General features: G+C 63.5%; 18 protein-coding genes and 1 tRNA gene. 6 read left to right on the top strand and 13 right to left on the bottom strand.

Annotated elements, in window-relative coordinates; all coding sequences use genetic code 11:
• Positions 1-14: 14 nt before the first annotated feature.
• The 4 genes from N0B28_RS24035 to panB all read right to left on the bottom strand — a co-directional run bounded on the left by N0B28_RS24035 (position 15) and on the right by panB (position 4,115).
• Positions 15-815 (bottom strand): carbon-nitrogen hydrolase family protein, encoded by an 801-nt coding sequence (locus tag N0B28_RS24035; RefSeq protein ID WP_043863696.1) that lies wholly within the window; start codon positions 813-815, stop codon positions 15-17.
• A 12-nt stretch (positions 816-827) separates the two neighbouring features.
• Entirely contained in the window at positions 828-2,510 is a 1,683-nt protein-coding gene (locus N0B28_RS24030; RefSeq protein WP_043863697.1) for an NAD(P)/FAD-dependent oxidoreductase, read from the bottom strand.
• A gap of 247 nt (positions 2,511-2,757) precedes the next feature.
• Positions 2,758-3,216: an Lrp/AsnC family transcriptional regulator gene (locus tag N0B28_RS24025; protein ID WP_054915967.1), complete on the bottom strand. Its 459-nt coding sequence runs from the start codon at positions 3,214-3,216 to the stop codon at positions 2,758-2,760.
• Positions 3,217-3,293: 77 nt separating this feature from the next.
• Positions 3,294-4,115 carry a 3-methyl-2-oxobutanoate hydroxymethyltransferase gene (gene panB / locus N0B28_RS24020; protein ID WP_275729229.1) on the bottom strand — a complete coding sequence of 274 codons (822 nt, stop codon included), beginning with the start codon at positions 4,113-4,115 and terminating at the stop codon, positions 3,294-3,296.
• A gap of 87 nt (positions 4,116-4,202) precedes the next feature.
• Between panB and N0B28_RS24015 the strand changes: the two genes are divergently transcribed.
• From N0B28_RS24015 to prfH, 3 genes are all read left to right on the top strand, one after another.
• Positions 4,203-4,994: a helix-turn-helix transcriptional regulator gene (locus tag N0B28_RS24015; protein WP_116052342.1), complete on the top strand. Its 792-nt coding sequence runs from the start codon at positions 4,203-4,205 to the stop codon at positions 4,992-4,994.
• A gap of 410 nt (positions 4,995-5,404) precedes the next feature.
• Positions 5,405-6,541, top strand: a complete 1,137-nt coding sequence (locus N0B28_RS24010) for an RNA ligase RtcB family protein (RefSeq protein WP_078480873.1) — start codon at positions 5,405-5,407, stop codon at positions 6,539-6,541.
• Positions 6,541-7,161, top strand: coding sequence for a peptide chain release factor H (gene prfH, locus N0B28_RS24005; protein WP_043863775.1), 621 nt, complete (start codon positions 6,541-6,543; stop codon positions 7,159-7,161). Before N0B28_RS24010 ends, prfH begins: the two co-directional genes overlap by 1 nt.
• Positions 7,162-7,343: 182 nt before the next feature.
• On the opposite strand, the gene N0B28_RS24000 is transcribed toward prfH, so the two are convergent.
• The 5 genes from N0B28_RS24000 to rpsU all read right to left on the bottom strand — a co-directional run bounded on the left by N0B28_RS24000 (position 7,344) and on the right by rpsU (position 15,735).
• Positions 7,344-7,420 (bottom strand) — tRNA-Ile (locus N0B28_RS24000).
• Between the two features lie 13 nt (positions 7,421-7,433).
• Positions 7,434-11,174, bottom strand: coding sequence for a bifunctional diguanylate cyclase/phosphodiesterase (locus N0B28_RS23995; RefSeq protein ID WP_043863741.1), 3,741 nt, complete (start codon positions 11,172-11,174; stop codon positions 7,434-7,436).
• Positions 11,175-11,301: 127 nt separating this feature from the next.
• Entirely contained in the window at positions 11,302-13,155 is a 1,854-nt protein-coding gene (rpoD, locus tag N0B28_RS23990) for an RNA polymerase sigma factor RpoD (protein WP_043863742.1), read from the bottom strand.
• 67 nt (positions 13,156-13,222) lie between these two features.
• Positions 13,223-15,199 carry a DNA primase gene (gene dnaG, locus N0B28_RS23985; RefSeq protein WP_275729221.1) on the bottom strand — a complete coding sequence of 659 codons (1,977 nt, stop codon included), beginning with the start codon at positions 15,197-15,199 and terminating at the stop codon, positions 13,223-13,225.
• Between the two features lie 320 nt (positions 15,200-15,519).
• A complete protein-coding gene (gene rpsU / locus N0B28_RS23980; RefSeq protein WP_002551877.1) occupies positions 15,520-15,735 on the bottom strand; it encodes a 30S ribosomal protein S21 in 216 nt (71 codons plus the stop codon).
• Positions 15,736-15,937: 202 nt separating this feature from the next.
• On the opposite strand from rpsU, the gene tsaD reads away from it, so the two are divergent.
• Positions 15,938-16,963, top strand: coding sequence for a tRNA (adenosine(37)-N6)-threonylcarbamoyltransferase complex transferase subunit TsaD (gene tsaD / locus N0B28_RS23975; RefSeq protein WP_054915962.1), 1,026 nt, complete (start codon positions 15,938-15,940; stop codon positions 16,961-16,963).
• 26 nt (positions 16,964-16,989) lie between these two features.
• Here the strand turns inward: tsaD and plsY are convergent, their stop codons facing one another.
• A complete protein-coding gene (gene plsY, locus N0B28_RS23970; protein WP_043863745.1) occupies positions 16,990-17,559 on the bottom strand; it encodes a glycerol-3-phosphate 1-O-acyltransferase PlsY in 570 nt (189 codons plus the stop codon).
• A gap of 74 nt (positions 17,560-17,633) precedes the next feature.
• Here plsY and folB point away from each other — a divergent pair, with 74 nt between their 5' ends.
• Both folB and folK read left to right on the top strand, forming a co-directional pair.
• Entirely contained in the window at positions 17,634-17,987 is a 354-nt protein-coding gene (gene folB, locus N0B28_RS23965; RefSeq protein ID WP_043863746.1) for a dihydroneopterin aldolase, read from the top strand.
• Complete coding sequence (gene folK, locus N0B28_RS23960; protein WP_043863747.1) at positions 17,978-18,487, top strand: 2-amino-4-hydroxy-6-hydroxymethyldihydropteridine diphosphokinase; 510 nt, start codon at positions 17,978-17,980, stop codon at positions 18,485-18,487. Before folB ends, folK begins: the two co-directional genes overlap by 10 nt.
• A 48-nt stretch (positions 18,488-18,535) precedes the next feature.
• On the opposite strand, the gene N0B28_RS23955 is transcribed toward folK, so the two are convergent.
• The 3 genes from N0B28_RS23955 to N0B28_RS23945 all read right to left on the bottom strand — a co-directional run bounded on the left by N0B28_RS23955 (position 18,536) and on the right by N0B28_RS23945 (position 22,660).
• The gene (locus N0B28_RS23955; protein WP_275729214.1) at positions 18,536-19,765 is read right to left on the bottom strand and encodes a multifunctional CCA addition/repair protein; all 1,230 of its coding nucleotides are present in this window, start codon (positions 19,763-19,765) and stop codon (positions 18,536-18,538) included.
• A gap of 64 nt (positions 19,766-19,829) precedes the next feature.
• On the bottom strand, positions 19,830-21,392 hold the full coding sequence (locus N0B28_RS23950; RefSeq protein WP_043863749.1) for a SpoVR family protein: 1,563 nt from the start codon (positions 21,390-21,392) through the stop codon (positions 19,830-19,832).
• The gene (locus tag N0B28_RS23945; RefSeq protein WP_043863750.1) at positions 21,389-22,660 is read right to left on the bottom strand and encodes a YeaH/YhbH family protein; all 1,272 of its coding nucleotides are present in this window, start codon (positions 22,658-22,660) and stop codon (positions 21,389-21,391) included. Before N0B28_RS23945 ends, N0B28_RS23950 begins: the two co-directional genes overlap by 4 nt.
• Positions 22,661-22,734: the final 74 nt, after the last annotated feature.

Genomic DNA, 22,734 nt, shown 5'->3' with positions numbered 1-22,734 from the left:
TGCTAGCGGATAAATCAGTGCTTGCGCGGGCCGCCGTGGAGTTCCACACGCAGGTCGTGCAGGTACGGTGTGCTGGCGCGGCCTTCGTGCACCCGTTGCAGCTCGAGGTCGGCCACCAGCAGCGTGGGCTCATGCCCGGCCATGGCCAGCAGGCTGCCGTCCGGGCCGATGATGCTGCTTTGGCCGCAATAGTGGATCTGCTCCTCGGCGCCGCAGTAGTTGGCATACACCAGGTAGCACTGGTTCTCCTGGGCGCGTACGCGCACGGTGAACTGGCAGATGAAATCGTAGGGCTGCATGTTGGCTGTCGGCACCACGATCAGCTCGGCCCCGGCCAGGGCCAGGCGGCGGGCGTTTTCCGGGAACTCGATGTCGTAGCAGATCAACAGGCCCAGCTGCCAGCCATTGAGCGTGACCACCGGGAAATGGTCGGGGCCGGGGCTGAACATGGCGCGGTCCAGCCCGCCGAACAGGTGGGTCTTGCGGTAGTTGGCCAGGCTGCTGCCGTGGGCGTCGATCAACTGCACGCTGTTGTACACCTGGCCGTCCTCGCCAAGCTCGGGGTAGCCGTAGACGATGGCGATGCGGTTGGCCTGGGCAATTTCCACCACGGCCATGGCCGATGCGCCGTCCTGCGGCTCGGCCAGGCGTGCGACCGCTTCGCTGCCGATGTTGTAGCCGCTGAGGAACATCTCGGGGCACACCAGCAGTTCGGCGCCGCGTGCCGCCGCCAGCTGCGCCTGCTGGTGCAGGCGCTCGAGGTTGCCGGCCACGTCCATCGGGTGGGGCTGGCCCTGGTACAGGGCTATGCGCATGGGTCTCTCCTTTCAGTCGGCCAGGGCGATCGGGCCGATCTCGTTGAATACATCGCCAGGGCCGGGGTTGTCGGCGTGGGTGCGGCCACCGAAGTGGTTCATGATGCCCCATACCGCGTTGAGCGAAGTCTGCACCGCGCCTTCGACCCAGGCCGGGGTCCAGGAGACGTCGTCGCCTGCGATAAAGATGCCGCGCTGCTCGGCAGGCAGGTCCTGCTGCATGAAGTGCGCGTACATGCGCTGATTGTAACGATAATGGCCGGGCAGGGCGCCCTTGAACGCCCCCAGGAAATGCGGGTCGGCTTCCCACGACACAGTGATCGGGTCGCCGATGATGTGCCCGGCGATATCGACCTTGGGGTAGATCTTCTTCAGGGCGTCCAGCGCAAGTTTCACGCGTTTTTCCACCGGGTGCGGCAGCATCTTGAGCGCATCGCTCATCCACGAGTACGACAGGCAGATCACCCCCGGCCTGTCGTCGCCGTTGTCGAACAGGTAGGTGCCGCGGGTGAGGCGGTCGGTGAGGGTCATGCTCATCAGGTCGCGGCCGGTCTGCGGGTCCTTGTCCTTCCAGAACGGGCGGTCGACCATCACGAAGGTCTTGGACGACTGCATGTAGCGGGTGCGGTCCAGGGCCATCCACATCTTCTGCGAGAACAGCGACTCCTCGCACTCGATCTGGGTGGTCAGCAGCCAGCTCTGACAGGTGGTGAGCACCGCGGCGTAATGGCGGGTGACGCCCCAGGTGTCGGTGACGGCCAGGCGCCCATCGTCGGCGCGGGCGATGCTTTTCACCCCTGAATGTGGCGTGCCACGGTGCAATGAGCTGAGGCTGGTGCCTTGCGGCCAGTGGGCGCAGCGTTGCGGCACATGCCGCCAGATGCCCAGGGGCACCTGCTCGACACCGCCCACCACCAGGTGCTGGTGATCGTCGCAGTTGGTCATCACCACGCGGAAGATCTCGAGCATCGAGTTGGGGAAGTCGGAGTCCCAGCCGCCGGTGCCAAAGCCGACCTGGCCGAACACTTCGCGGTGCAGGAAGCTGAGCTTGGCGAAGGCCTTGGAGGTGGCGACGAAGTCGTAGAAGGTGCGGTCGTCCCACAGCGGCACCAGGGTGTTCCACAGCGCCTTCAGGCGCGGCACGTCGCGATCGCGGATTGCCTGCTGGATGTCGCCGAAGCGTGCACCATCCTCCAGCGCATCGGCCCAGGCGTCGGCGACTTCCTGGAACAGTGCCGGCAGGTCGCTGAGTTTTTCGGCGTAGTGGGTCTGGCCCTCGAGGTCGATCACCGTGCTGCCGGAGGCGGGGGTCAGCGGGTTGGGGAAGGGTCTGGTCTCCAGGCCCAGCTTGTCGACGTAGTGATAGAAGGCCGTGGAAGACACCGGGAAGCGCATGCCACCCAGCTCGGCGACGATGCCTTCGGCGCCGGAGAAGGTCTGCGAGCGCAGGCGCCCGCCCATTTTCGACGCCTCGTACACCACCGGCTTGAGGCCCAGCTTCATCAGCTCGTAGGCGGCCACCAGGCCGGCGATGCCGGCACCGACGATGGCCACCTCCTCACCGTGGCGCTCGGCGGGAATGCTGCCCAGGCCGGCCGGGTGCTCGATCCAGTCGTCGAAGGCGAAGGGGAAGTCCGGGCCGAAGATGGTGACCGGTTTTTTGCCGTCGGCGGGGTGGCGATTGTTCTTGTTCATGGGAGACCTTGCCAGGGCTGCGCGGGGAGCGGAGCTTGAGTATAGGAAATGCTGGCGGTCATTCTACGAGGGGAGGGTGTTGGTTATTAAGATGCAGAGTGTCGTCGTTTTGTGGGGATTTTTGTCATTGTGACGGGATGCTTGAGCAGAGTGATGCCTTCGCCGGCAAGGCCGGCTCCTACAGGTTTGCGAGCACCGTTAGCATGCTTGCCAGCGAAGGGCCCTATCTGTTCCCCGCTAACCCGTGTCAAACCGGTTGGCCGCGGTCCACCTTGCTGCTGAGGATGATCGAGGTGGTGGTTTTCTCCACGCCCTCGACACTGCCGATCTGGTCGAGCAACTGGTCCAGTTGTTCGGGCGAATCGCTGCGCAGCCACGCCACATAGTCGAACTCGCCACTGACCGCACACAACTGCTGGATCTGCCCCATGGCGCTCAGGCGGCGTACCACCTCCTTGCCCGAGCGGGGGCGCACGGTGATGCCCACATAGGCCTGCAGGCCGCCGTCGATCACACGTTGGCCAAGGCGCACGCCGTAACCGCTGATGACGTTGGTTTTCTCCAGGCGCGCCAGGCGCGAGGTCACGGTGGTGCGGGCAATGCCCAGTTGCCGGGCAAGCATGGCCACGCTTTCGCGGGCGTTGATCTGCAGGGCGGCGATCAGTTGACGGTCGATTTCATCGAGGGCGACAGGGCGGGTGGGCATGGACAGGGATCGTTTCTTTCGCTTGGGAAGTGGGCCGATTAAGGCAGCTAATCGACCCACTGTCCACGCCGGTGCTATCAGGGCGCGGCCTTGAAGCAGTGCTCCAGCCCCGGGAACTCGCCGCTGCGCACCTCGCGGGCGTAGTGCTCCAGTGCGTGTTCGATCTGCGGTTGCAGCTCGGCATAGCGTTTGACGAAGCGCGGCTGGTACTCGCCGAACAGGCCCAGCAGGTCCTCGGTCACCAGCACCTGCCCATCGCACGCAGGGGATGCGCCAATGCCGATGGTGGGGATGTGCAACGCTTCGCTCAGGCTGCGGGCCAGCGGCTCGGCGATGCCCTCGAGCACCACCGAGAACGCACCCGCCGCCTGCATGGCCAAGGCATCGTCGCGCACCTTGGTTGCGCTTTGTTCATCCCGCCCCTGGGCCTTGAAGCCGCCCATGCTGTTGACCTGCTGCGGCATCAGGCCCACGTGCGCCATCACCGGAATGCCACGGCGCACCAGAAATTCGACGGTGTGGGCCATTTCGGCGCCACCTTCGAGCTTGATGCCCTGTGCACCGGTTTCGCGCAGCACCCGGGCGGCGCTGACAAATGCCTGCTTCGGCGAGGCCTGATAGCAGCCGAACGGCAGGTCGACCACCACGCAGGCGCGCTCTGCCCCGCGCATCACCGCCTGGCCATGGGCAATCATCATGTCCAGGGTCACGCCCAGGGTGCTGGGCATGCCGTACAGCACCATGCCCACCGAATCGCCGACGATGATCAGGTCGGCATGGGCATCCACCCAGCGGGCCATGGGCAGGCTGTAGGCGGTCAGCACCACCAGGCTGCCGGCGCCCTTGCGCTGCTGGATGGCGGGAATGGTCAGGCGGTTTTGACGTACATGGGTGCTCATCGACAAGTCTCCGATCAGGTTGTGCAACGGGTCGCGGCGCAGGCTACCATCGGCACTTTTGGCTCACTTGAGCAAAGGGGACAGCTGATGCCGCAAGCGGGACAGATACCGCAGGTGCCGCCCGTACCGCTGGCGCTTTCGCGCCCGGTGCAGCGGCGCATGTTCGGCATACCGGCAGGTTATGAAGTGCAGATGCACAGCCATGACTGGGTGCAGTTCACCTATGCCAGCGCCGGGATCATGCAGGTGCTGACCGAGCGCCACAGCTATCTGCTGCCGCCGCAGTGCGCGTTGTGGATTCCGCCAGGGGTGCAGCACACGGCGTTCAGTGAGCAGGCGCTGGCGTTTCGCGGGCTGTACCTGGATGCCGCGGTGCTGCCGGGCGCTCGCCGTGACTGCGCGGTACTGCAGGTGACGCCGCTGGTGCGCGAGCTGATCGAACGGGTCAGCCACTTTCCCGCCGACTACCCTGACGACGGGCCGCAGGCGCGCCTGCTGCAGGTGCTGGTGGACGAGTTGCAGGGGCTGGCCGAAGCACCGTTCAGCCTGCCGCTGCCCAGCGACCCGCGCCTGCGCCGGATCACCGATGCACTGCAGGCCGAGCCTGGGGACAACCGTACCATCGAGCAATGGGCGCAGCAGGTGGGGGCATCGCGGCGCACCCTGGTGCGCCTGTTTCAGGCGCAGACCCAGCTTTCATTCCGTGAATGGCGCCAGCGCCTGCGCTTGCTGGCCGCATTGCCGTTGCTGGCGCAGGGCATGAGCGTGACTCGGCTGGCGAATGAACTGGGATATGACTCGGTGTCGGCGTTCATCGGGTTGTTTCAGCGCCACTATGGGAAGACGCCGGGGGTGTATGCGGCCAGTTTGGGGACGTGATTGTGAAGTTCTGAGGGCCAAAAACGCAAAAGCCGCGCAATGCGCGGCTTTGAGTATGGTGGGCCCACACGGACTAGTGTTTAGCGTAATTGGCGAAATGGTTGGAAGCTGGGCACTGTACCGCCAGGGTATGTTTTTTGTACCGCGGAGCGGTCAGGTTTTTCGGCCATGACGTTGTTCTCCTGGTAAAAATGTGATCAAGGTTGTTGCAGGGTGGCAATTACACACCTAAGATGCCCGCCTTCTCTCACCCGACAGCAAAGGAGGTACATCATGCAACAGTTGATCACCCTTTGCAGGTCGCGCCTGGCTTGAACGCATTCGCCGCTACTCGTTAGCGGTACCGCAACGCCCGGCCTCTGGCCTGCCAATCCGAACATCTTTTTGTTTCAACCCATCAGGATTGGACTATGGGCACTTGCATTCGCAATTTGTCCGACGGCGCCGTATTGGTCGCCGCGGACGACACCTGGATCGAAGGAAAAGCGATCCAACAACTCGAAACCACCGCTCGCCTAGGGGGCATGCATCGGGTGGCCGGCATGCCGGACCTGCATCCTGGGCGTGGCTATCCGGTCGGCGCGGCATTCTTTTCCGTGGGGCGTTTGTACCCGGCGCTGGTCGGCAATGACATCGGCTGTGGCATGGCGCTGTGGCGCACGGACATCCCGACCGCCAAGCTGCATCTGGACAAGCTGGAGAAACGCCTTGGCAACCTCGACCTGCCGCTCGACGAGACGTGGCAGGAGGCCGTCGCCAGCTTCGGTTTGCCTGCCACGGGGCACGAGCGTTCTCTAGGCACCATTGGTGGTGGTAACCACTTCGCCGAGCTGCAGCAACTTGATGAAAGCTACGACGATGCGGCCCTGGCAGCCTTGGGCATCGAGCGCAAACACCTGCTGTTGCTGGTGCACAGCGGCTCGCGTGGTTTGGGCGAGGCGATCTTGCGTGAGCAGGTCGACCTGTTCGGTCATCACGGACTGGAGGCGGGCAGCGAGGCCAGCACTCATTACCTGGGCCGGCACGACGGCGCGCTGCGTTTTGCCGAAGCCAACCGTCAGTTAATTGCCCGGCGCATGCTCGACCGCTTGCGTGCCGATGGCGATGTACTGCTCGACATCAACCACAACCTGGTGTCGCCAGCGCAGGTCGACGGGCTCGATGGTTGGCTGCATCGCAAAGGCGCCACACCGTCGGATCAGGGGGCGGTGGTGATCCCTGGTTCGCGCGGCGACTACAGCTACTTGGTACAGCCGATCGCCGACGAGCGCAGCCTGTTGTCCCTGGCCCATGGCGCCGGACGCAAATGGATGCGCAGCGAGTGCAAGGACCGCCTCGCCTCGCGCTACAGCGTCGAGCAACTGAGTCGTACGGCACTAGGCAGCCGCGTGATCTGCGCCGACCGGGCGCTGATCTACGAGGAAGCGCCGGAGGCCTACAAGGCTATCGGCTCGGTGGTGGGTGCCTTGCGTGAAGCGGGGTTGGTTCGCGTGCTGGCACGACTGAAACCGGTGCTGACCTACAAGACGCGCGGAGGGTGCTGCTGATGATCCTGCTGCAACTCTCGGCGGCTCAGGGGCCGGAAGAATGTGCCCTGGCAGTGGCCAAGGCATTGCTCAGGCTGCAGGCCGAAGCGGATGCCCAGGCCGTGGCGGTACGGATACTCGAAGAAGAGCCGGGGCCGCGGCGCGGTACCTTGCGCTCGGTGTTGCTGGCACTGGATGGCGAGCAGGCCGAGCGCCTGGCGGATCACTGGACGGGCTCGCTGCAATGGACGTGCAGCAGTCCGTACCGGCCGGGGCATGCGCGCAAGAACTGGTTCTTTGGGGGCGCACGGTTTGCGCCACCGGCACCGGAATTGGCGAGCGAGATCCACTTCGAGACCTTGCGTTCGTCCGGGCCGGGTGGTCAGCATGTCAACACCACCGACTCGGCAGTGCGCGCCACGCACCTGGCCAGCGGCGTCAGCGTCAAGGTACAGAGCGAGCGTAGCCAGCACGCCAACAAACGCTTGGCGCTGCTGCTCATCGGGCAACGCCTGGCGCAACAGGCAGAGCAGGTCGACAGCGAACTGCGCGCGGAGCGGCGGTTGTTCCATCACCGCATCGAGCGTGGCAATCCACGTCGGGTGTTTCGCGGCGAGCGCTTCGAGCCGGCTGACGAGTAGATTGTGTGCGAATAGTCGTCGAGCAAAAGTCAGGCCGGGCGGCGTAGGCGATGCCGGCCCCACAAAAACGGATGAGGAAAGGACCCGGCTCGCACTCGGGTTTACGAGTTGCAAATGAGCACTGCGTATCTGAGGCGATCCCGCCAAAAACGCAAAAGCCGCGCAATGCGCGGCTTTGAGTATGGTGGGCCCACACGGACTTGAACCGTGGACCAAAGGATTATGAGTCCTCTGCTCTAACCAACTGAGCTATAGGCCCCAGTGGTCGCGGATTATAGCGAGGGTTTCGAGGCTGTGCTATCCGAAAGATCCGAAACTGCCCGGCGTAGAAAGGTCGCGGCGAATTCAGGCGCCGCCAGCGGCAGGCTGACGATGTAGCCCTGGATCTGTTCGCAACCCTCGGCCGCCAGAAATTGCTGCTGCGCCTGGTTCTCCACGCCCTCGGCGATGATGGTCAACTGCATGCTGCGCCCCAGCGCAATGATCGCCCGCGCAATTGCCGCATCGTGCGGGTCATCCGGCAGGCCGCGGATGAACGACTGGTCGATCTTGAGGATGTCCAGAGGCAGGCGTTTGAGGTAACTGAGCGAGGAGTAGCCGGTGCCGAAGTCGTCGATGGCCAGTTGTACACCGATGCGCTTGAGCTGGTGCAGGATGGCCAGCGCCTCCTCGGCCTGGCTCATGATGAAGTTCTCGGTGATCTCCAGCTGCAGGTCACCCGCCTTGAGCTGGTGAGTGCGCAGCAATTGCTCGATGCGCTGTACCAGCAACGGCTGACGCAACTGCGCGCCCGCCAGGTTGACCGACAGCGGCCCGAACGCAAGGTAGCTGTGCTTCCACGCTTGCATCTGCCGGCACGCCTGCTCCAGCACCCAGTCGCCCAGCTGCAGAATCATGCCGTTTTCTTCAGCCAGCGAGATGAAGTGCTCCGGCGGTACGTCGCCGAAGGTCGGGTGGCGCCAGCGAATCAGTGCCTCGGCGCCCACCAGGCTCTGGGTCTTGAGGCTGAACTTGGGCTGGTAGCTCAGGCTCAGTTCCTTGCGCTCGATGGCGCGGCGCAGTTCGTGCTCCAGCGCGATGCGCTCGGCGGCCTGGGCGGTCAGGTCGCGGGTGTAGCTCTCGACCCGGTTGCGCCCCTTGGCCTTGGAGCGGTACATGGCCGCATCGGCGTTGCGGATCAACGAGGCCACGTCGGTGCCGTCCTGGGGGTACAGGCTGGTGCCGATACTGGCACTGGTGAAGAACTCGTGTTCGCCGGCCTGGAACGGTGCGCCAAAGCAGGCCAGTAGCTTGTTGGCGATATGCTCGGCATCGCTTGGCTGGTGCAGGCCGGGCAGCAGGATGATGAATTCGTCCCCGCCCAGGCGTGCCACGGTGTCGTTGTCGCGCACCTGTTCTTTCAGGCGCTGCGCGATTGCCTTGAGCAGCAGGTCGCCGACCGGGTGGCCGAGGCTGTCGTTGATGTGCTTGAAGCGGTCCAGGTCGAGGAACAGTACCGCGCCCTGGCGACCCGAAGGCTGTGGGCTGCTGAGTGCGGCCTGCAGCCGGCTTTCGAACAGGGTGCGGTTGGGCAGGCCGGTGAGGGGGTCATGGTGGGCCTGGTAGTCGAGCTCGGCCTGGGCATGCTTGAGGCTGGAGATGTCGGCGAACACGGCGACGAAGTGGGTGATCTCACGCTCGTGATTGCGCACGGCGCTGATGGTCAGCCACGCAGGGTAGAGCTCGCCGCTCTTGCGCCGGTTCTGGATTTCGCCCTGCCAGTGGCCCTCGGCGGTCAGCTGATGCCACAGGGCGGCGTAGAAGGCGCTGTCGTGCTGGCCCGAGGCGAGCAGGCGCGGGGTCTGGCCCAGCGCTTCGAACTCGCTGTAGCCGGTGATTTCGCTGAACGCGCGGTTGACCGCACTGATGTGCTGGTCGATGTCGGTGATCAGTACGCCTTCGGCCGTGTTTTCGAACACAGTGGCCGCCAGTTGCAGTTTTTCCTGCATCAGATGGCGCTCGGTGATGTCGCGGGCGATGGTCAGCATGCAGTCCACGCCGGCAATCGGCAGCGGCCGCGCCGAGACCTCGCACAGGCGGATCTGCCCGTCGGCGCGGCGGATGTGGCAGCTGAAGTCGCGTACGAAGCCGTTTCGGTTCAGCAGCTCGAGCAGTTGCCGGCGCTCGTTGAGGTCTACCCAGATGCCCAGCTCCAGGGTGCTGTGGTCCAGTACCTGGCTATCGAAGCCGGTGATGCGGCAGAACCCGTCGTTGACCTCGATCAGCAGCCCGTCGCTCTGGCGCGACAGCAGCAGGCCGTCAGGCGAGGCGTGGAAGGCCTTGGCGAACTTTTCTTCGGAGGTCTGCAGTTGCTCCTGGGTCTGTTTGAGCTGGCTGATGTCGCGCACCGCCACCACCAGCGCCGGGGTGCTGTCCAGGTCGAATATCTCCGCCGAGGTGAGCCCGGTGAACAGCTGGCCGTTGCTGCGCCGAAAAGGCATTTCGAGGTTGCGGATATTGCCGCCCTGCAGGCGCTGCAGCGGGGCTGGCCCCTGGTCTTCGATGCCCCACAGGTTGAGCTCGGCGGCGGTGCGGCCGATCACCTGGTCCTGGCTCAGGCCGATCTGGTCCTCGAAGGCTTCGTTGACCTCCAGCAGGCAGCCATCGCTGACCCGGGCGATCAGCAGGATGTCGGGGCATTGCTGGAACACCGAGGCGAACTTCTGCTCCGACAGACGCAGGGCCTGCTCGGTGTTCTTGGTTTCGCTGATGTCGATCATCAGCCCGCGCATCACCGGGGTGTGCCCATGCTCGATCAGGCTGACGATGTCGCGTACCCACAGCACCCTGCCATCGGCGCGGATCACCCGGTAGTCCAGGCTGTGGTCCCGGCCGGCGGCGGTTTCGCTGTCGCAGTAGGCCTGTGCCCAGAGGGCGTCGTCCGGGTGCAGGATGTCGCGCCAGAAGCCGGGCTTGAGCCATTGGCTGATTGGGTAGCCGAGCAGGTCTTCGGCGTGGGGCGAGACATAGCTGTAGGTGAAGTTGTTGGCATCGGCTTCCCAGGCAATCGCCGAGAGGCTCTCGACCAGGCCGCGGTAGTGGTACTCGCTGCTGCGCAGCTCCTGTTCCAGGGCTATGCGCCGGGAAATTTCCGAGCTTAGCCGGCGGTTGACGCGCATCACCGCCGCCAGTATCGCCACCAGGAGCAGGATGCCGGGCAGGCCGTAGAGCAGCAGGTCGCGCCAGCGGTTGCTGTTTTCCAGCACTTTGCCGACCCAGCGCTCCTGGATATGACTGAGCTCGGCCGGGCTCATGTCGGCAATCACCTTGTCGAGGATGCCGATCAGCATCTTCTGTTGGCGCGGGGCCGCCATGGCCAGCTGGTAGCGGTAAGGGGTTTCGCCGCTGACGTAGAGCCCTTCGAGCTTTAGCTGGCGCAGGCTCCAGACGCTGGAGGCGAGGTCGCCGACCACGGCATCGACTTCGTCGGTGGCCAGGGCCTGAAGCGCCGAGCTGACATTGGGCAGCGCCACCAGGTTGAGGTCGGGGTGGTGGGTACGCAGCAGTTCGTGTGGGGCGTAGTTCTCCACCACGGCGACTTTCAGGCCGTACAGCTCCTTGAGGTCACGTGGCCTGGGCCCGCCTTCGTGGGCCAGGATCACGATGGGGAAGTCGAGATAAGGGCGGGTGAAGGCCAGGTAGCCCTGGCGTTCGGGGGTGGACATGATGCCGGGCAGCAGGTCCAGCTGGCCCTGCCGGGCCTGTTCGAGCACGGCCGACCAACTGCTCGGCTCGATCGGCGTGAACACAACACCCAGGCGCTCCTGGATCAACGCAATGTAGTCGGCGGCCAATCCCTGGTACTTGCCGTCCTGGTCACGGTATTCGAAGGGTGGCCAGGATGCGTCGACGCCCAGGCGCAGCTGCGGATGCGCACTGAGCCAGGCTTTCTCTTCGTCGTTCAGGGTCAAGGCGCCGGCCGCTGCACTCCACATCAGCAGGAGGGGCAGCACGAGGGCCGGCAGTCTGGGCATAGCGGCCTCGTCACTCAAGTGGATAGATTCGAGTGTAGACGGGGGTTTGGCCGAAGGGCGAAGAACGCAGGGGTTAAAACGTCAGGGCCTGAAAAAGAAAAACCCCGGCATTTGCCGGGGTTCGTCATTACTCGTCGAGGAAGGAGCGCAGATGCTCGCTTCGCGTCGGGTGGCGCAGCTTGCGCAACGCCTTGGCCTCGATCTGACGGATCCGCTCGCGGGTCACGTCAAACTGCTTGCCTACCTCTTCGAGCGTGTGGTCGGTGTTCATGTCGATACCGAAACGCATGCGCAGCACCTTGGCTTCACGTGCGGTCAGGCCGGAGAGCACGTCCCGGGTCGCTTCCTTCAGGCTTTCGACCGTGGCCACATCGATTGGCGACTGCATGGTCGAGTCCTCGATGAAGTCACCCAGGTGCGAATCTTCGTCGTCACCGATCGGGGTTTCCATGGAGATCGGCTCTTTGGCGATCTTCAGTACCTTGCGGATCTTGTCCTCAGGCATCTCCATGCGCTCACCCAGCTCTTCCGGGGTCGGTTCACGACCCATTTCCTGCAGCATCTGCCGGGAAATGCGGTTGAGCTTGTTGATCGTCTCGATCATGTGCACCGGAATACGGATGGTGCGGGCCTGGTCGGCGATCGAGCGAGTGATCGCCTGACGGATCCACCAGGTGGCATAGGTCGAGAACTTGTAGCCACGACGGTATTCGAACTTGTCCACCGCTTTCATCAAGCCGATGTTGCCTTCCTGGATCAGGTCGAGGAATTGCAGGCCACGGTTGGTGTACTTCTTGGCGATGGAGATCACCAGACGCAAGTTGGCTTCGACCATCTCTTTCTTCGCGCGGCGGGCCTTGGCCTCACCGATCGACATGCGACGGTTGATGTCCTTGATCTCGGCGATCGTCAGGCCGGTCTCTTCCTGCAGGTCGATCAGCTTTTGCTGGCAACGCACGATATCGGCGTCCAGGCGGCCCAGTGCTTCGGCCCACTTGGCGCTGCGCTTGGACAGATCGCCGCTCCAGGTGGTGTCCACTTCGTTGCTCGGGAACAGACGCAGGAAGTCGGCACGTGGCATGCGGGCATCACGCACACACAATTGCATGATGGCGCGTTCCTGGGCGCGCAGGCGCTCCAGGGCGCTGCGCACGCGCTCCACCAGTACTTCGAACTGCTTGGGTACCAGCTTGATCGGCATGAACAGCTCGGCCAGTTGCAGCAGTTCGGCAATGCCTTGCTTGCTGTGGCGACCGTGCTTCTTCAGGACCTTGGCGGTTGCTTCCAGCTGGTCGGCGACAGCGCCGAAACGCTGCTGGGCGACGACCGGATCGGGGCCGCTTTCGACCTCGTCCTCTTCATCGCTGGCGCCTTCCTTCTCTTCTTCCTCGTCGTCGTCCGCATCGGCCTTGGCCGGGGCTTTTGGATCGACAGGCGGCGGTACTTCGGCCGGCGGCGCGATGCCGTCATCCGGGTCGATGTAGCCACTGAGCACGTCGGACAGACGGCCACCTTCGGTGGTGACGCGGTCGTATTCGCCGAGGATGTAGTCGACGGTGCCCGGGAAGTGCGCAATGGCGCCCATCACTTCACGGATACCTTCTTCGATACGCTTGGCGATTTCGATTTCGCCTTCGCGGGTCAGAAGCTCGACGGTACCCATTTCACGCATGTACATGCGCACCGGGTCTGTCGTGCGACCGATATCGGTCTCCACGGCCGCCAACGCTGCGGCAGCTTCTTCGGCGGCGGCTTCGTCGGTATCGGCCTCGGCCAACAAAAGGGCATCCGCATCCGGAGCACTCTCGAATACGTTGATCCCCATGTCGTTGATCATGCGGATGATGTCTTCCACCTGCTCCGGATCTGAAATATCCTCTGGCAGGTGGTCGTTGACCTCCGCGTAAGTCAGGTAGCCCTGCTCACGACCGCGGGTGATCAACTCTTTGATGCGAGACTGCTGTTGCGCTTTTCCGGACATAACACCCTATCCACTGAAGGTCTTGGCGGGCAAAAAACAAGCCGAGGATTATACCCGAGCTAGGACCTCACGCGCCAGTTGAGGTCGGGGTTTGTGCGGGAACATTCCGGCTTAACAGGTCACGCAGCTGATTTTTCTCGTCTGCGCTCAACTCACTTTGACGTGCTTTCCTGAGCAGATGTTCCAGGCTGCGCTCGCGTTGGCGAGCGGACAAGCTAGTTATGGTGTCGAAAAACTGTTGTTCAAGGTTGTCGGCATCGATCAGCCATTCCTTTTCTGCCAATGCGCGCAACAATCGGCCCTGTTCGGTGCCGTGCCAACGCGCGATCAGCTGTAAGGAGCGTAGCTCAGGATTCTTTTGCAAGGCTTCGAGCAACGCCACCAGCAACTGGGCATACACATGCTCTTCAGCGGCGAAATGGCTGGCATCCTCGACCTTCTTGGCCAGTTGTGGGTGGTGCATGAGGGTGCGCAGGGCGCTCAAGGTCGGCGGTTCCACCGACGTCGGCACCCGCGGCGGTGGCTGGAAGTCGCGTTTGCCGTTCTTGTCCCACGGCTTGCCCTTCTTGTCCCAGGGCTTGCCTTCCCACTTCTTCTGCCCGCCCTGGCTTGGCGTCCATTGTTGCTGCTGCGGCTGGAAATGCTCGGGCTGGTGGAAGTCGCTGTAATCCGGGCTGTAGTCGGGAATCGCATCGTAGTCGATGCCCGGGTCGTACGCCGGTGGCGCCTCGCTGGGGGCGCTGTGGGCCAGTTGTTCGACCTGGTGCAGGTCCAGGCCGGTTATTTCGCGCAGGCGGTTGCGCATCAGGGCCTTGAGGTTGGCACCGGGCACTTTGTCGATCAACGGCGCGGCCAGGGTCACCATGTGCGCCTTGCCTTCGAGCGACCGCGGGTCGGCTTCTTCGGTCAGTTGCTGGAAGAAGTAATCGGCCAGCGGCTGAGCATGCTGGTTGATGCGCGCACGGAAGGCGTCGGTGCCCTCGGCACGCACCAGGGTGTCCGGGTCTTCGCCTTCGGGCAGGAACAGAAAGCGCGCCTTGCGCCCGTCCTGCAGGCTCGACAGCGTGGCTTCCAGGGCACGCCAGGCGGCATTGCGGCCGGCCTGGTCGCCGTCGAAGCAGAACAGCACGCTGGGCACCACGCGGAACAGGCGCTTGAGGTGGTCTTCGCTGGTGGCGGTGCCAAGGGTGGCCACGGCATTGCGCAAACCTTGCTGGGCCAGGGCGATGACGTCCATGTAGCCCTCGACCACGATGATCTCGTCGAGGTTGCGGTTGAACTTGCGTGCCTCGTACAGCCCGTAGAGCTCCTGGCCCTTGTGGAACACAGGGGTTTCGGGGGAGTTCAGGTACTTGGGCTTGTCGTCGCCCAGCACCCGCCCACCGAAGGCGATGACCCGGCCACGGCTGTCGCGGATGGGAAACATCACGCGGTCGCGGAAGCGGTCATAGCGCTTGCCGGTCTCGGCATTCTCGATCAGCAGGCCGGCGTCGACCATGGCCTTTTGCTGCAGGGCGTCGCTGCTCAGGTGCTTGAACAGGTTGTCCCAGCCCGGCGGCGCGAAGCCCAGGCCGAAGTCGCGAGCGATTTCGCCGGACAGGCCGCGGCCCTTGAGGTATTCGACGGCCGAGCGGCGTGTCGGGTGGTTCTTCAGGGCCTGGCGATAGAACTCGGCAGCGGCCTCGAGCAGCGGGTACAGCGGCGAATCGGTGGGCTGGCGGGGCTTTTGCCCGCGGCTGCTCTCTTCGCGCGGCACTTCCATGCCGGCGGCCTTGGCCAGCTCTTCGACAGCCTGGGGGAAGTCCAGGTTGTCGTGGTCCATGATGAAGCCCAAGGCGTTGCCGCCGGCGCCGCAACCGAAGCAGTAGTAGAACTGCTTGTCGGGGCTGACGCTGAAGGAGGGGGTCTTCTCCTTGTGGAACGGGCAGCAGGCCGTGTGGTTCTTGCCGGACTTTTTCAGGTTTACACGCGAACTCACCACGTCGACGATGTCGGTGCGGTTGAGGAGGTCGTCAATAAAACTCTGGGGAATCAGCCCGGCCATGGCACTCTCGTCATCAGGCGACAATCAAGTGTAATCGCTAATGCTGCGGGAACAGCGACGCATTCGATGCAAGCTCGAATGACGTGACACAAAAAAGGAAAGGGGTGTGCTCGTCTGCAGCCGGTGAAGGCTCGTCAGGGGTGACGTGCACTGCTGGCGGTTAGGCCAGGTCTGACGTGTGAGGCAGGCTTGCCCTTGCTGCATAGCAGTTTGGGCATCTCAGGCGCTCGACCCGAAGGTCCAGGCCAGAGGAAACAGCATCAACTGCCGACAGCCCGGCTTGCACCGGGCATGGCAGAAGCTGGCGACGAACGTCTGTATCAGTACAGACGAACGGCGCGGCGCTGTTCGCGCTGAACTTTCTTGGCGTGGCGTTTGACAGCGGCTGCTGCCTTGCGCTTACGCTCGGAAGTTGGCTTCTCGTAAAATTCGCGGCTACGAACTTCAGCCAGTACACCGGCTTTTTCGCAGGAGCGCTTGAAACGACGCAGAGCTACGTCGAAGGGTTCGTTCTCTTTAACTTTGACGGCTGGCATCCAGAGCTACCTTCATTCATTACCGGGGGTCAACGAACTCGTGGCAAATATGTGCACTGGAGAACGTCGGTTTTTAAGGGTTGCGGATGTTAACCCTTAGCTGGCCTGAATGCAAAGCCTCTGATCGAAAACCGCTGGTCGGCACCGGGAGCGAGGACTATCATGCGCGCCTTCGAATTCAGCCCCAACAAGGCGCAAACCCATGCTAGTACTGGGATTGGAAACATCCTGCGACGAAACTGGTGTCGCATTATACGACAGCGAACGCGGCCTGCTGGCCGATGCACTGTTCAGTCAGATCGACCTGCACCGCGCGTATGGCGGGGTTGTGCCGGAGCTGGCCTCGCGTGATCACGTCAAGCGCATGCTGCCGTTGATCCGCCAGGTGCTGGCCGAGGCCGACTGCGTGGCCACCGAGATCGACGCCATCGCCTACACGGCAGGCCCTGGCCTGGTCGGGGCGCTGCTGGTGGGTGCTTCGTGCGCCCAGGCGCTGGCCTTTGCCTGGGGCATCCCGGCCCTGGGCGTGCACCACATGGAGGGCCACCTGCTGGCACCGATGCTCGAGGCGCAACCGCCGGAGTTTCCGTTCGTCGCCTTGCTGGTGTCGGGCGGCCATACGCAGTTGGTACGTGTGGATGGCATCGGCCAGTACGAACTGCTTGGCGAGTCCCTCGACGATGCGGCCGGCGAAGCGTTTGACAAGACGGCCAAGATGATGGGCCTGAACTATCCCGGTGGCCCGGAGATCGCGCGCCTGGCGCTGCAGGGCGTGCCGGGTCGGTTCGTGTTCCCGCGGCCGATGACCGATCGTCCGGGCCTGGATTTCAGCTTCAGCGGCCTGAAGACCTTTGCCCTGAACACCTGGCAGCAGTGCCAGCGTACCGGGGACGACACCGAGCAGACCCGTTGCGACATCGCGCTGGCGTTCCAGCAGGCGGTGGTGGAGACTTTGACCATCAAGTGCAAGCGCGCCCTCAAGCAGGCCGGGCTCAAGCGCCTGGTGATCGCAGGTGGGGTGAGTGCCAACAAGGCCCTGCGTGCCTCGCTGGAGGAGATGCTGGCCGGGCTCAAGGGCAATGTGTACTACGCGCGCCCCGAGTTCTGCACCGACAACGGCGCGATGATCGCCTATGCCGGGTGCCAGCGTCTGGCGGCCGGGCAGCGGGAAACCCTGGCGATCAGCGTGCAGGCACGCTGGCCGATGGAGCAGTTGCAGGGGCTGTGAGCATGAGCGCCGCTCATGTGAACGCTTCAGAAATGCCGTTCGCGCCCGGCAAAAAGGTCGCGTAGATTGCCGCGATGGCGCCATACGATGAGCACGGTCAGCACGCTCATCGGCAGCAGCGCCTCGGGCTCGCGCCAGGCCAGCAGGGGCAGGGCCAGGGGCGTTGCGATCAAGGCGGCCAGCGAGCTGGTGCGGGTCAGGTAGAAGGTCAGCAGCCATGCGCTGATGGCCAGCAGGGCGGCCGGGGGGTAGAGCCCCAGCAGCACGCCGGCGGCAGTGGCCACGCCCTTGCCGCCGCGAAAGCGGAAGTACAGCGGAAACAGGTGGCCGACCACCGCGCACAGGCCTATCCAGGCCTGCTGCTGCTCGTTGAGGCCGACCAGGCTGGCGATCAGCACGGGCAACAGGCCCTTGCACAGGTCGCCAAGCAGGGTCAGGATCGCCAGCTTGCGGCCTGCCAGACGCAGCATGTTGGTGGCGCCGGCATTGCCTGAGCCGCAGGCACGCGGGTCGGGGCTGCCGCTCAGGCGGCTGAGAACGATGGCGAAGGACAGCGAGCCGAGCAGGTAGGCGAGCGACGCCAGTAACCAAAACATGCTAACTATTCCGGGCGAGGACGCCCTGATTCTAGCGGCGCAAGGCGCCCTTGTCGTGCTGTGGAGAGAAGTGCTTGGACAGAGTGTTCATCGAAGGGCTGGAAGTCGACACCGTGATCGGCGCCTATGACTGGGAACGCGGTATTCGCCAGTGCCTGCGCCTGGACCTGCGGTTCGCCTGGGACAATCGCCCGGCGGCGGCCGGCGACGACCTGAGCCTGGCCCTGGACTATGCCAGCGTCACGGCACGTATCCAGGCATTTGCCGAACAGGCCAGCTATGAGCTGGTCGAGACGTTCGCCGAACGCCTGGCCAAGGTGCTGATGGACGAGTTCCAGATTCCCTGGCTGCAACTGAAGCTGACCAAGCCTGGCGCCATCGCGGCGGCAAGCGGGGTGGGCGTGGAGATCGAGCGCGGATGTCTCTGACCCCGGTATACCTAGGCCTTGGCAGCAACATCGAGCGCGAGCGGCACCTCGGCGCCGGGCTCGATGCGCTGGCTGCGATGCTCAGGGACATGCGCTGCTCGACGGTGTTCGAAAGCCAGGCGGTGGGCATCAAGAGCGGGCCGTTTTTCAATCTGGTGGTCACCGGCCTGACCGACCTGCCATTGCTTGAACTGGACCGTCGCCTGAAGTTCATCGAGGCCGACAACGGCCGTTATGCTCCGGATCGCAAGGGGCTGCCGTTGGATATCGACGTGCTGATGTATGGTGACCTGCACGGCAGTTTCGACGGCCTGGTGTTGCCAAGGGCCGAAATTCTCAAGAATGCGTTCGTCTTGTGGCCATTGTCGTTGATCGCGCCGGAACTGGTGCACCCTGGAGCAGGCAAGAGCATGGCCCAGTTGTGGCAGCAGGCGCAGATCGACCAGGTACTCGAACCGGTGCCATTCACCTGGAATGGCAAGGCGCTGCCGCTGGACTGACGGTCAGGGGCGGCAATCAGGAATCGCCGCCCTTGCCGGCCTAACGATTCAGGGTTTGGCGCTTTCCTTGTAGGCCTTGAGCGCATTCAGCCGCTCGCGCTTGATCGCCTCGCCCAGGCCCTGGCCGGTGAAGCCCTTCTCTACCAGTGGCTGCACCGCCACTGCCCGCGCGGCGTCTGCTGCGCCACGCAGGTAGGCGGCCTGTGGATAATCACGCTCCTCCAACCCCAGTCGCCCGCGCGCGTCCATCTCGCACGCGGCGATGAACTCTTCAAAGCGTTGCGGGCGCCGGTACACGTCGAAGCGCTGCAGCAACTCCAGCAAGGTCGATGCCTTCAGCTCCAGGGCCCGGTGGCCATGGGTATGGTACTCGCCCACCAGCAAGGCCAGTTCCTGGCAGTCGCGCGGTACCTTGAAGCGCTGGTTGACCGCCTTGATCGCCTTCAGCCCGCGGTGCTCATGGGCGATATGCCGCGGCCACTCCTCTTCGGGGGTCAGGCCTTTGCCCAGGTCATGCAGCAGGCAGGCCCAGCGTACCGTCAGCGGCTGGTTGTGACGGGCCGCCTGCTCCAGCACCGACAGGGTATGCACGCCGGTGTCGATTTCAGGATGATGCGCCGCAGGTTGCGGAACGCCGAACAGCACGTCGAGTTCGGGCATCAACTGCTTCAGCGCCCCGCAATCACGCAGCACCTGAATGAACACCTGGGGTTGCTCTTCCATCAGGGCGCGGGCGATTTCCTTCCAGCTGCGCTCGGCGGTAAGGGCCTGCAGTTCACCCGACTCGCTCAGCTCGCGCATCAGTGCGAGGGTTTCGGGGGCTACCTGGAAACCCAGCCCGGCATAGCGCGCGGCGAAACGCGCTACGCGCAGCACACGCAGGGGATCTTCGGCGAACGCGGGGGAAACGTGGCGTAAAATCCGGTCTTTGAGATCCTGCTGGCCCTTGTACGGGTCGGTGATCCGGCCCTGTTCGTCCTCGGCCATTGCATTGATGGTCAGGTCGCGCCGCACCAGGTCTTCTTCCAGTGTGACCTCGGGGCTGGCATGGAAGGTGAAGCCGCCATAGCCGCTCCCGCTTTTGCGCTCCGTACGCGCCAGTGCATATTCTTCACCGCTGTGAGGGTGAAGGAAGACGGGGAAGTCGGCCCCCACCGGACGATAGCCCTGGGCCTGCATCTGCTCGACCGTCGCACCCACCACCACCCAGTCGATATCGGTGACCGGCCTGCCCAGCAGGCGGTCGCGCACGGCACCACCGACTTTATAGATCTGCATGAAAAAACCTCCGTTGAGGCCACAGGATACCCTGTCTGGCCACAACGGAGGTTGGCGCGGGCGGCTACAGGTGGACGACAGCCAGGTCCAGCCGTCCGTAGTCACCTTCGCCGTGTTCGCCCTTTGGGGGGACGTGGTGGGTCTTCATCACCTGGTCGCCTTGCAGGGTCTCCAGATGGATGTCGAAGCCCCACAGGCGGTGCAGGTGCTTGAGCACCTCGTCGGTGGAGTCGCCCAGCGGTTTGCGGTCATGTTGCTGGTGACGCAGCGTCAGCGAGCGATCGCCACGCCGGTCTATACTCCAGATCTGCACGTTGGGTTCGCGGTTGCCCAGGTTGTATTGCGCGGCCAGGATCTCGCGGATGGTGCGGTAGCCTGCTTCGTCGTGGATGGCCGGTACCAGCAGGTCGTCCTTCTGGTCGTCGTCCAGGATGCTGAACAGCTTGAGGTCGCGAATCACCGTGGGCGACAGGTACTGCAGGATGAAGCTCTCGTCCTTGAAGCTGCTCATGGCGAACTTGATGGTCGACAGCCAGTCGCTGCCGGCAATCTCGGGGAACCACCGGCGGTCTTCCTCTGTGGGGTGCTCGCACATGCGCCGGATGTCGCGGTACATGGCAAAACCCAGGGCATAGGGGTTGATGCCGCTGTAATAGGGGCTGTCGAAGCCTGGCTGGAACACAACGCTGGTGTGCGACTGCAGAAACTCCATCATGAAGCCCTCGGTCACGAGGCCCTCGTCGTACAGGTCGTTCATCAGGGTGTAGTGCCAGAAGGTCGCCCAGCCTTCGTTCATCACCTGGGTCTGGCGTTGCGGGTAGAAGTACTGTGCGATCTTGCGCACGATGCGCACGATCTCGCGTTGCCAGGGTTCGAGCAGCGGGGCGTGCTTCTCGATGAAGTACAGGATGTTTTCCTGCGGTTCGGCCGGGAAGCGCGCGTTGTCTTTCTCGTTGTACTTGTCGGTGCCCTTGGGAATGGTGCGCCACAGGTCGTTGATCTGCTTTTGCAGGTGTTCTTCGCGGTCCTTCTGGCGGCGACGCTCTTCTTCGGCGGAGATCGGGTAGGGCCGCTTGTAGCGGTCGACGCCGTAGTTCATCAGGGCATGGCAGGAGTCCAGCAGGTCTTCCACCGCGTCGATGCCGTGGCGCTCCTCGCACTGGGTGATGTACTGCTTGGCGAACACCAAATAGTCGATGATCGAGCTGGCGTCGGTCCAGGTGCGGAACAGGTAGTTGCCCTTGAAGAAGCTGTTGTGCCCGTAACACGCGTGCGCTACCACCAGCGCCTGCATGCAGATGGTGTTCTCCTCCATCAGGTATGCGATGCAGGGGTCGGAATTGATCACGATTTCGTAGGCCAGGCCCATCTGGCCGCGACTGTACGATTTTTCTGTGCTCAGGAAATGCTTGCCGTATGACCAGTGGTGATAGCCCAGCGGCATGCCGACCGACGCATAGGCGTCCATCATCTGCTCGGCGGTAATCACCTCGATCTGGTTGGGGTAGGTGTCCAGGGCGTAGCGCTCGGCCAGGCGACTGATTTCGCGGTCGTAGGCCTGGATCAGCTCGAACGTCCATTCGGACCCGGTGGAAAGGGGTTGGCGCTTCTGCTCTCTGGCGGTCATGTGGCTAACCTGCGCTGGAAGAGTTCACGGAAGACCGGGTAGATATCGCCGGCCGACACCAGCTGCTGCTGGGCGAAGGTATCGGCGAAGGCTTCGCCGATGCGTTCGTATTCGAACCACAAGGCCTGGTGCTCGCGAGGGGTGATCTCGACATAAGTGTAGTACTGCACGAACGGCATGATCTGCTTGGTGAGGATCTCGCGGCAGATGGGCGAGTCGTCGTTCCAGTTGTCACCGTCCGAAGCCTGGGCCGCGTAGATGTTCCATTCGCTGGCCTGATAGCGCTCGGCCATGATTTCCTGCATCAGTTTCAGGGCGCTGGAGACGATGGTGCCGCCCGTCTCGCGGGAATAGAAGAACTCTTCCTCATCCACTTCGCGCGCGCTGGTGTGATGGCGGATGAACACCACCTCGATCTTGTCGTAGTTTCGCTTCAGGAACAGGTACAGCAGGATGAAGAAGCGCTTGGCGATGTCCTTCGTGGCCTGGGTCATGGAGCCGGACACGTCCATCAGACAGAACATCACGGCCTTGGAACTGGGGTTGGGCTGCTTGACCAGCAGGTTGTACTTGAGGTCGAAGGTGTCGAGAAAGGGTACGCGGTGGATACGTGCACTCAGACGTTCTATTTCCCCTTCGATTTCCTGGATATCGCCGAAGTTGTCCGGCTCTTCGCGCTTCAGGCGTGCCAGCTCTTCCTGGGCGGCGCGCAGTTTGGCGCGGCTGCTGCCCGACAGTGCAATGCGCCGCGCATGGGCTGAGCGCAGGGTGCGGATGATATTGATGCGCGACGGGTTGCCCTCGTTGCTGATGCCCGCGCGCACGGTCTTGAAGGTGTCGGTGCCGGTCAGGTGACGCTTGACCAGGTTGGGCAGCTCGAGGTCTTCGAACATGAACTCGAGGAATTCTTCCTGGGTGATCTGGAAGACGAACTCGTCCATGCCTTCGCCGGAATTGCCGGCCTTGCCCTTGCCGCCGCCTCCACCGCCGCCCTGCGGACGCGCGATATGCTCGCCGGCGGTGAACTCCTTGTTGCCCGGGTGTACGACGGTCTGCTTGCCGCCGCGTCCATGGTGCAGTACCGGTTCGTCGATATCCCGGCCAGGAATGCTGATCTGCTCGCCATGCTCCATGTCGGTGATGGAGCGACGGCTCACGGCCTCTTCGACGGCCTTCTTGATGTGGTCACGGTAACGCCGCAGAAAGCGCTGGCGGTTGACCGTGCTCTTGTTCTTGCCGTTCAGGCGTCGGTCGATCACATAGCTCATAGGCCCCTCCGGGAGTAGGCAGTAGCTGCAAGCTTCAAGCTTCTAGCTTCAAGATGGACAGCGCTGTCGCTGCA

The sequence above is a fragment of the Pseudomonas sp. SD17-1 genome (assembly GCF_029201585.1).
GTDB classification, from domain to species: domain Bacteria; phylum Pseudomonadota; class Gammaproteobacteria; order Pseudomonadales; family Pseudomonadaceae; genus Aquipseudomonas; species Aquipseudomonas palmensis.
Note: the sequence above shows the minus strand (reverse complement) of the source record. Positions and strands in the feature narration are given on the sequence as shown.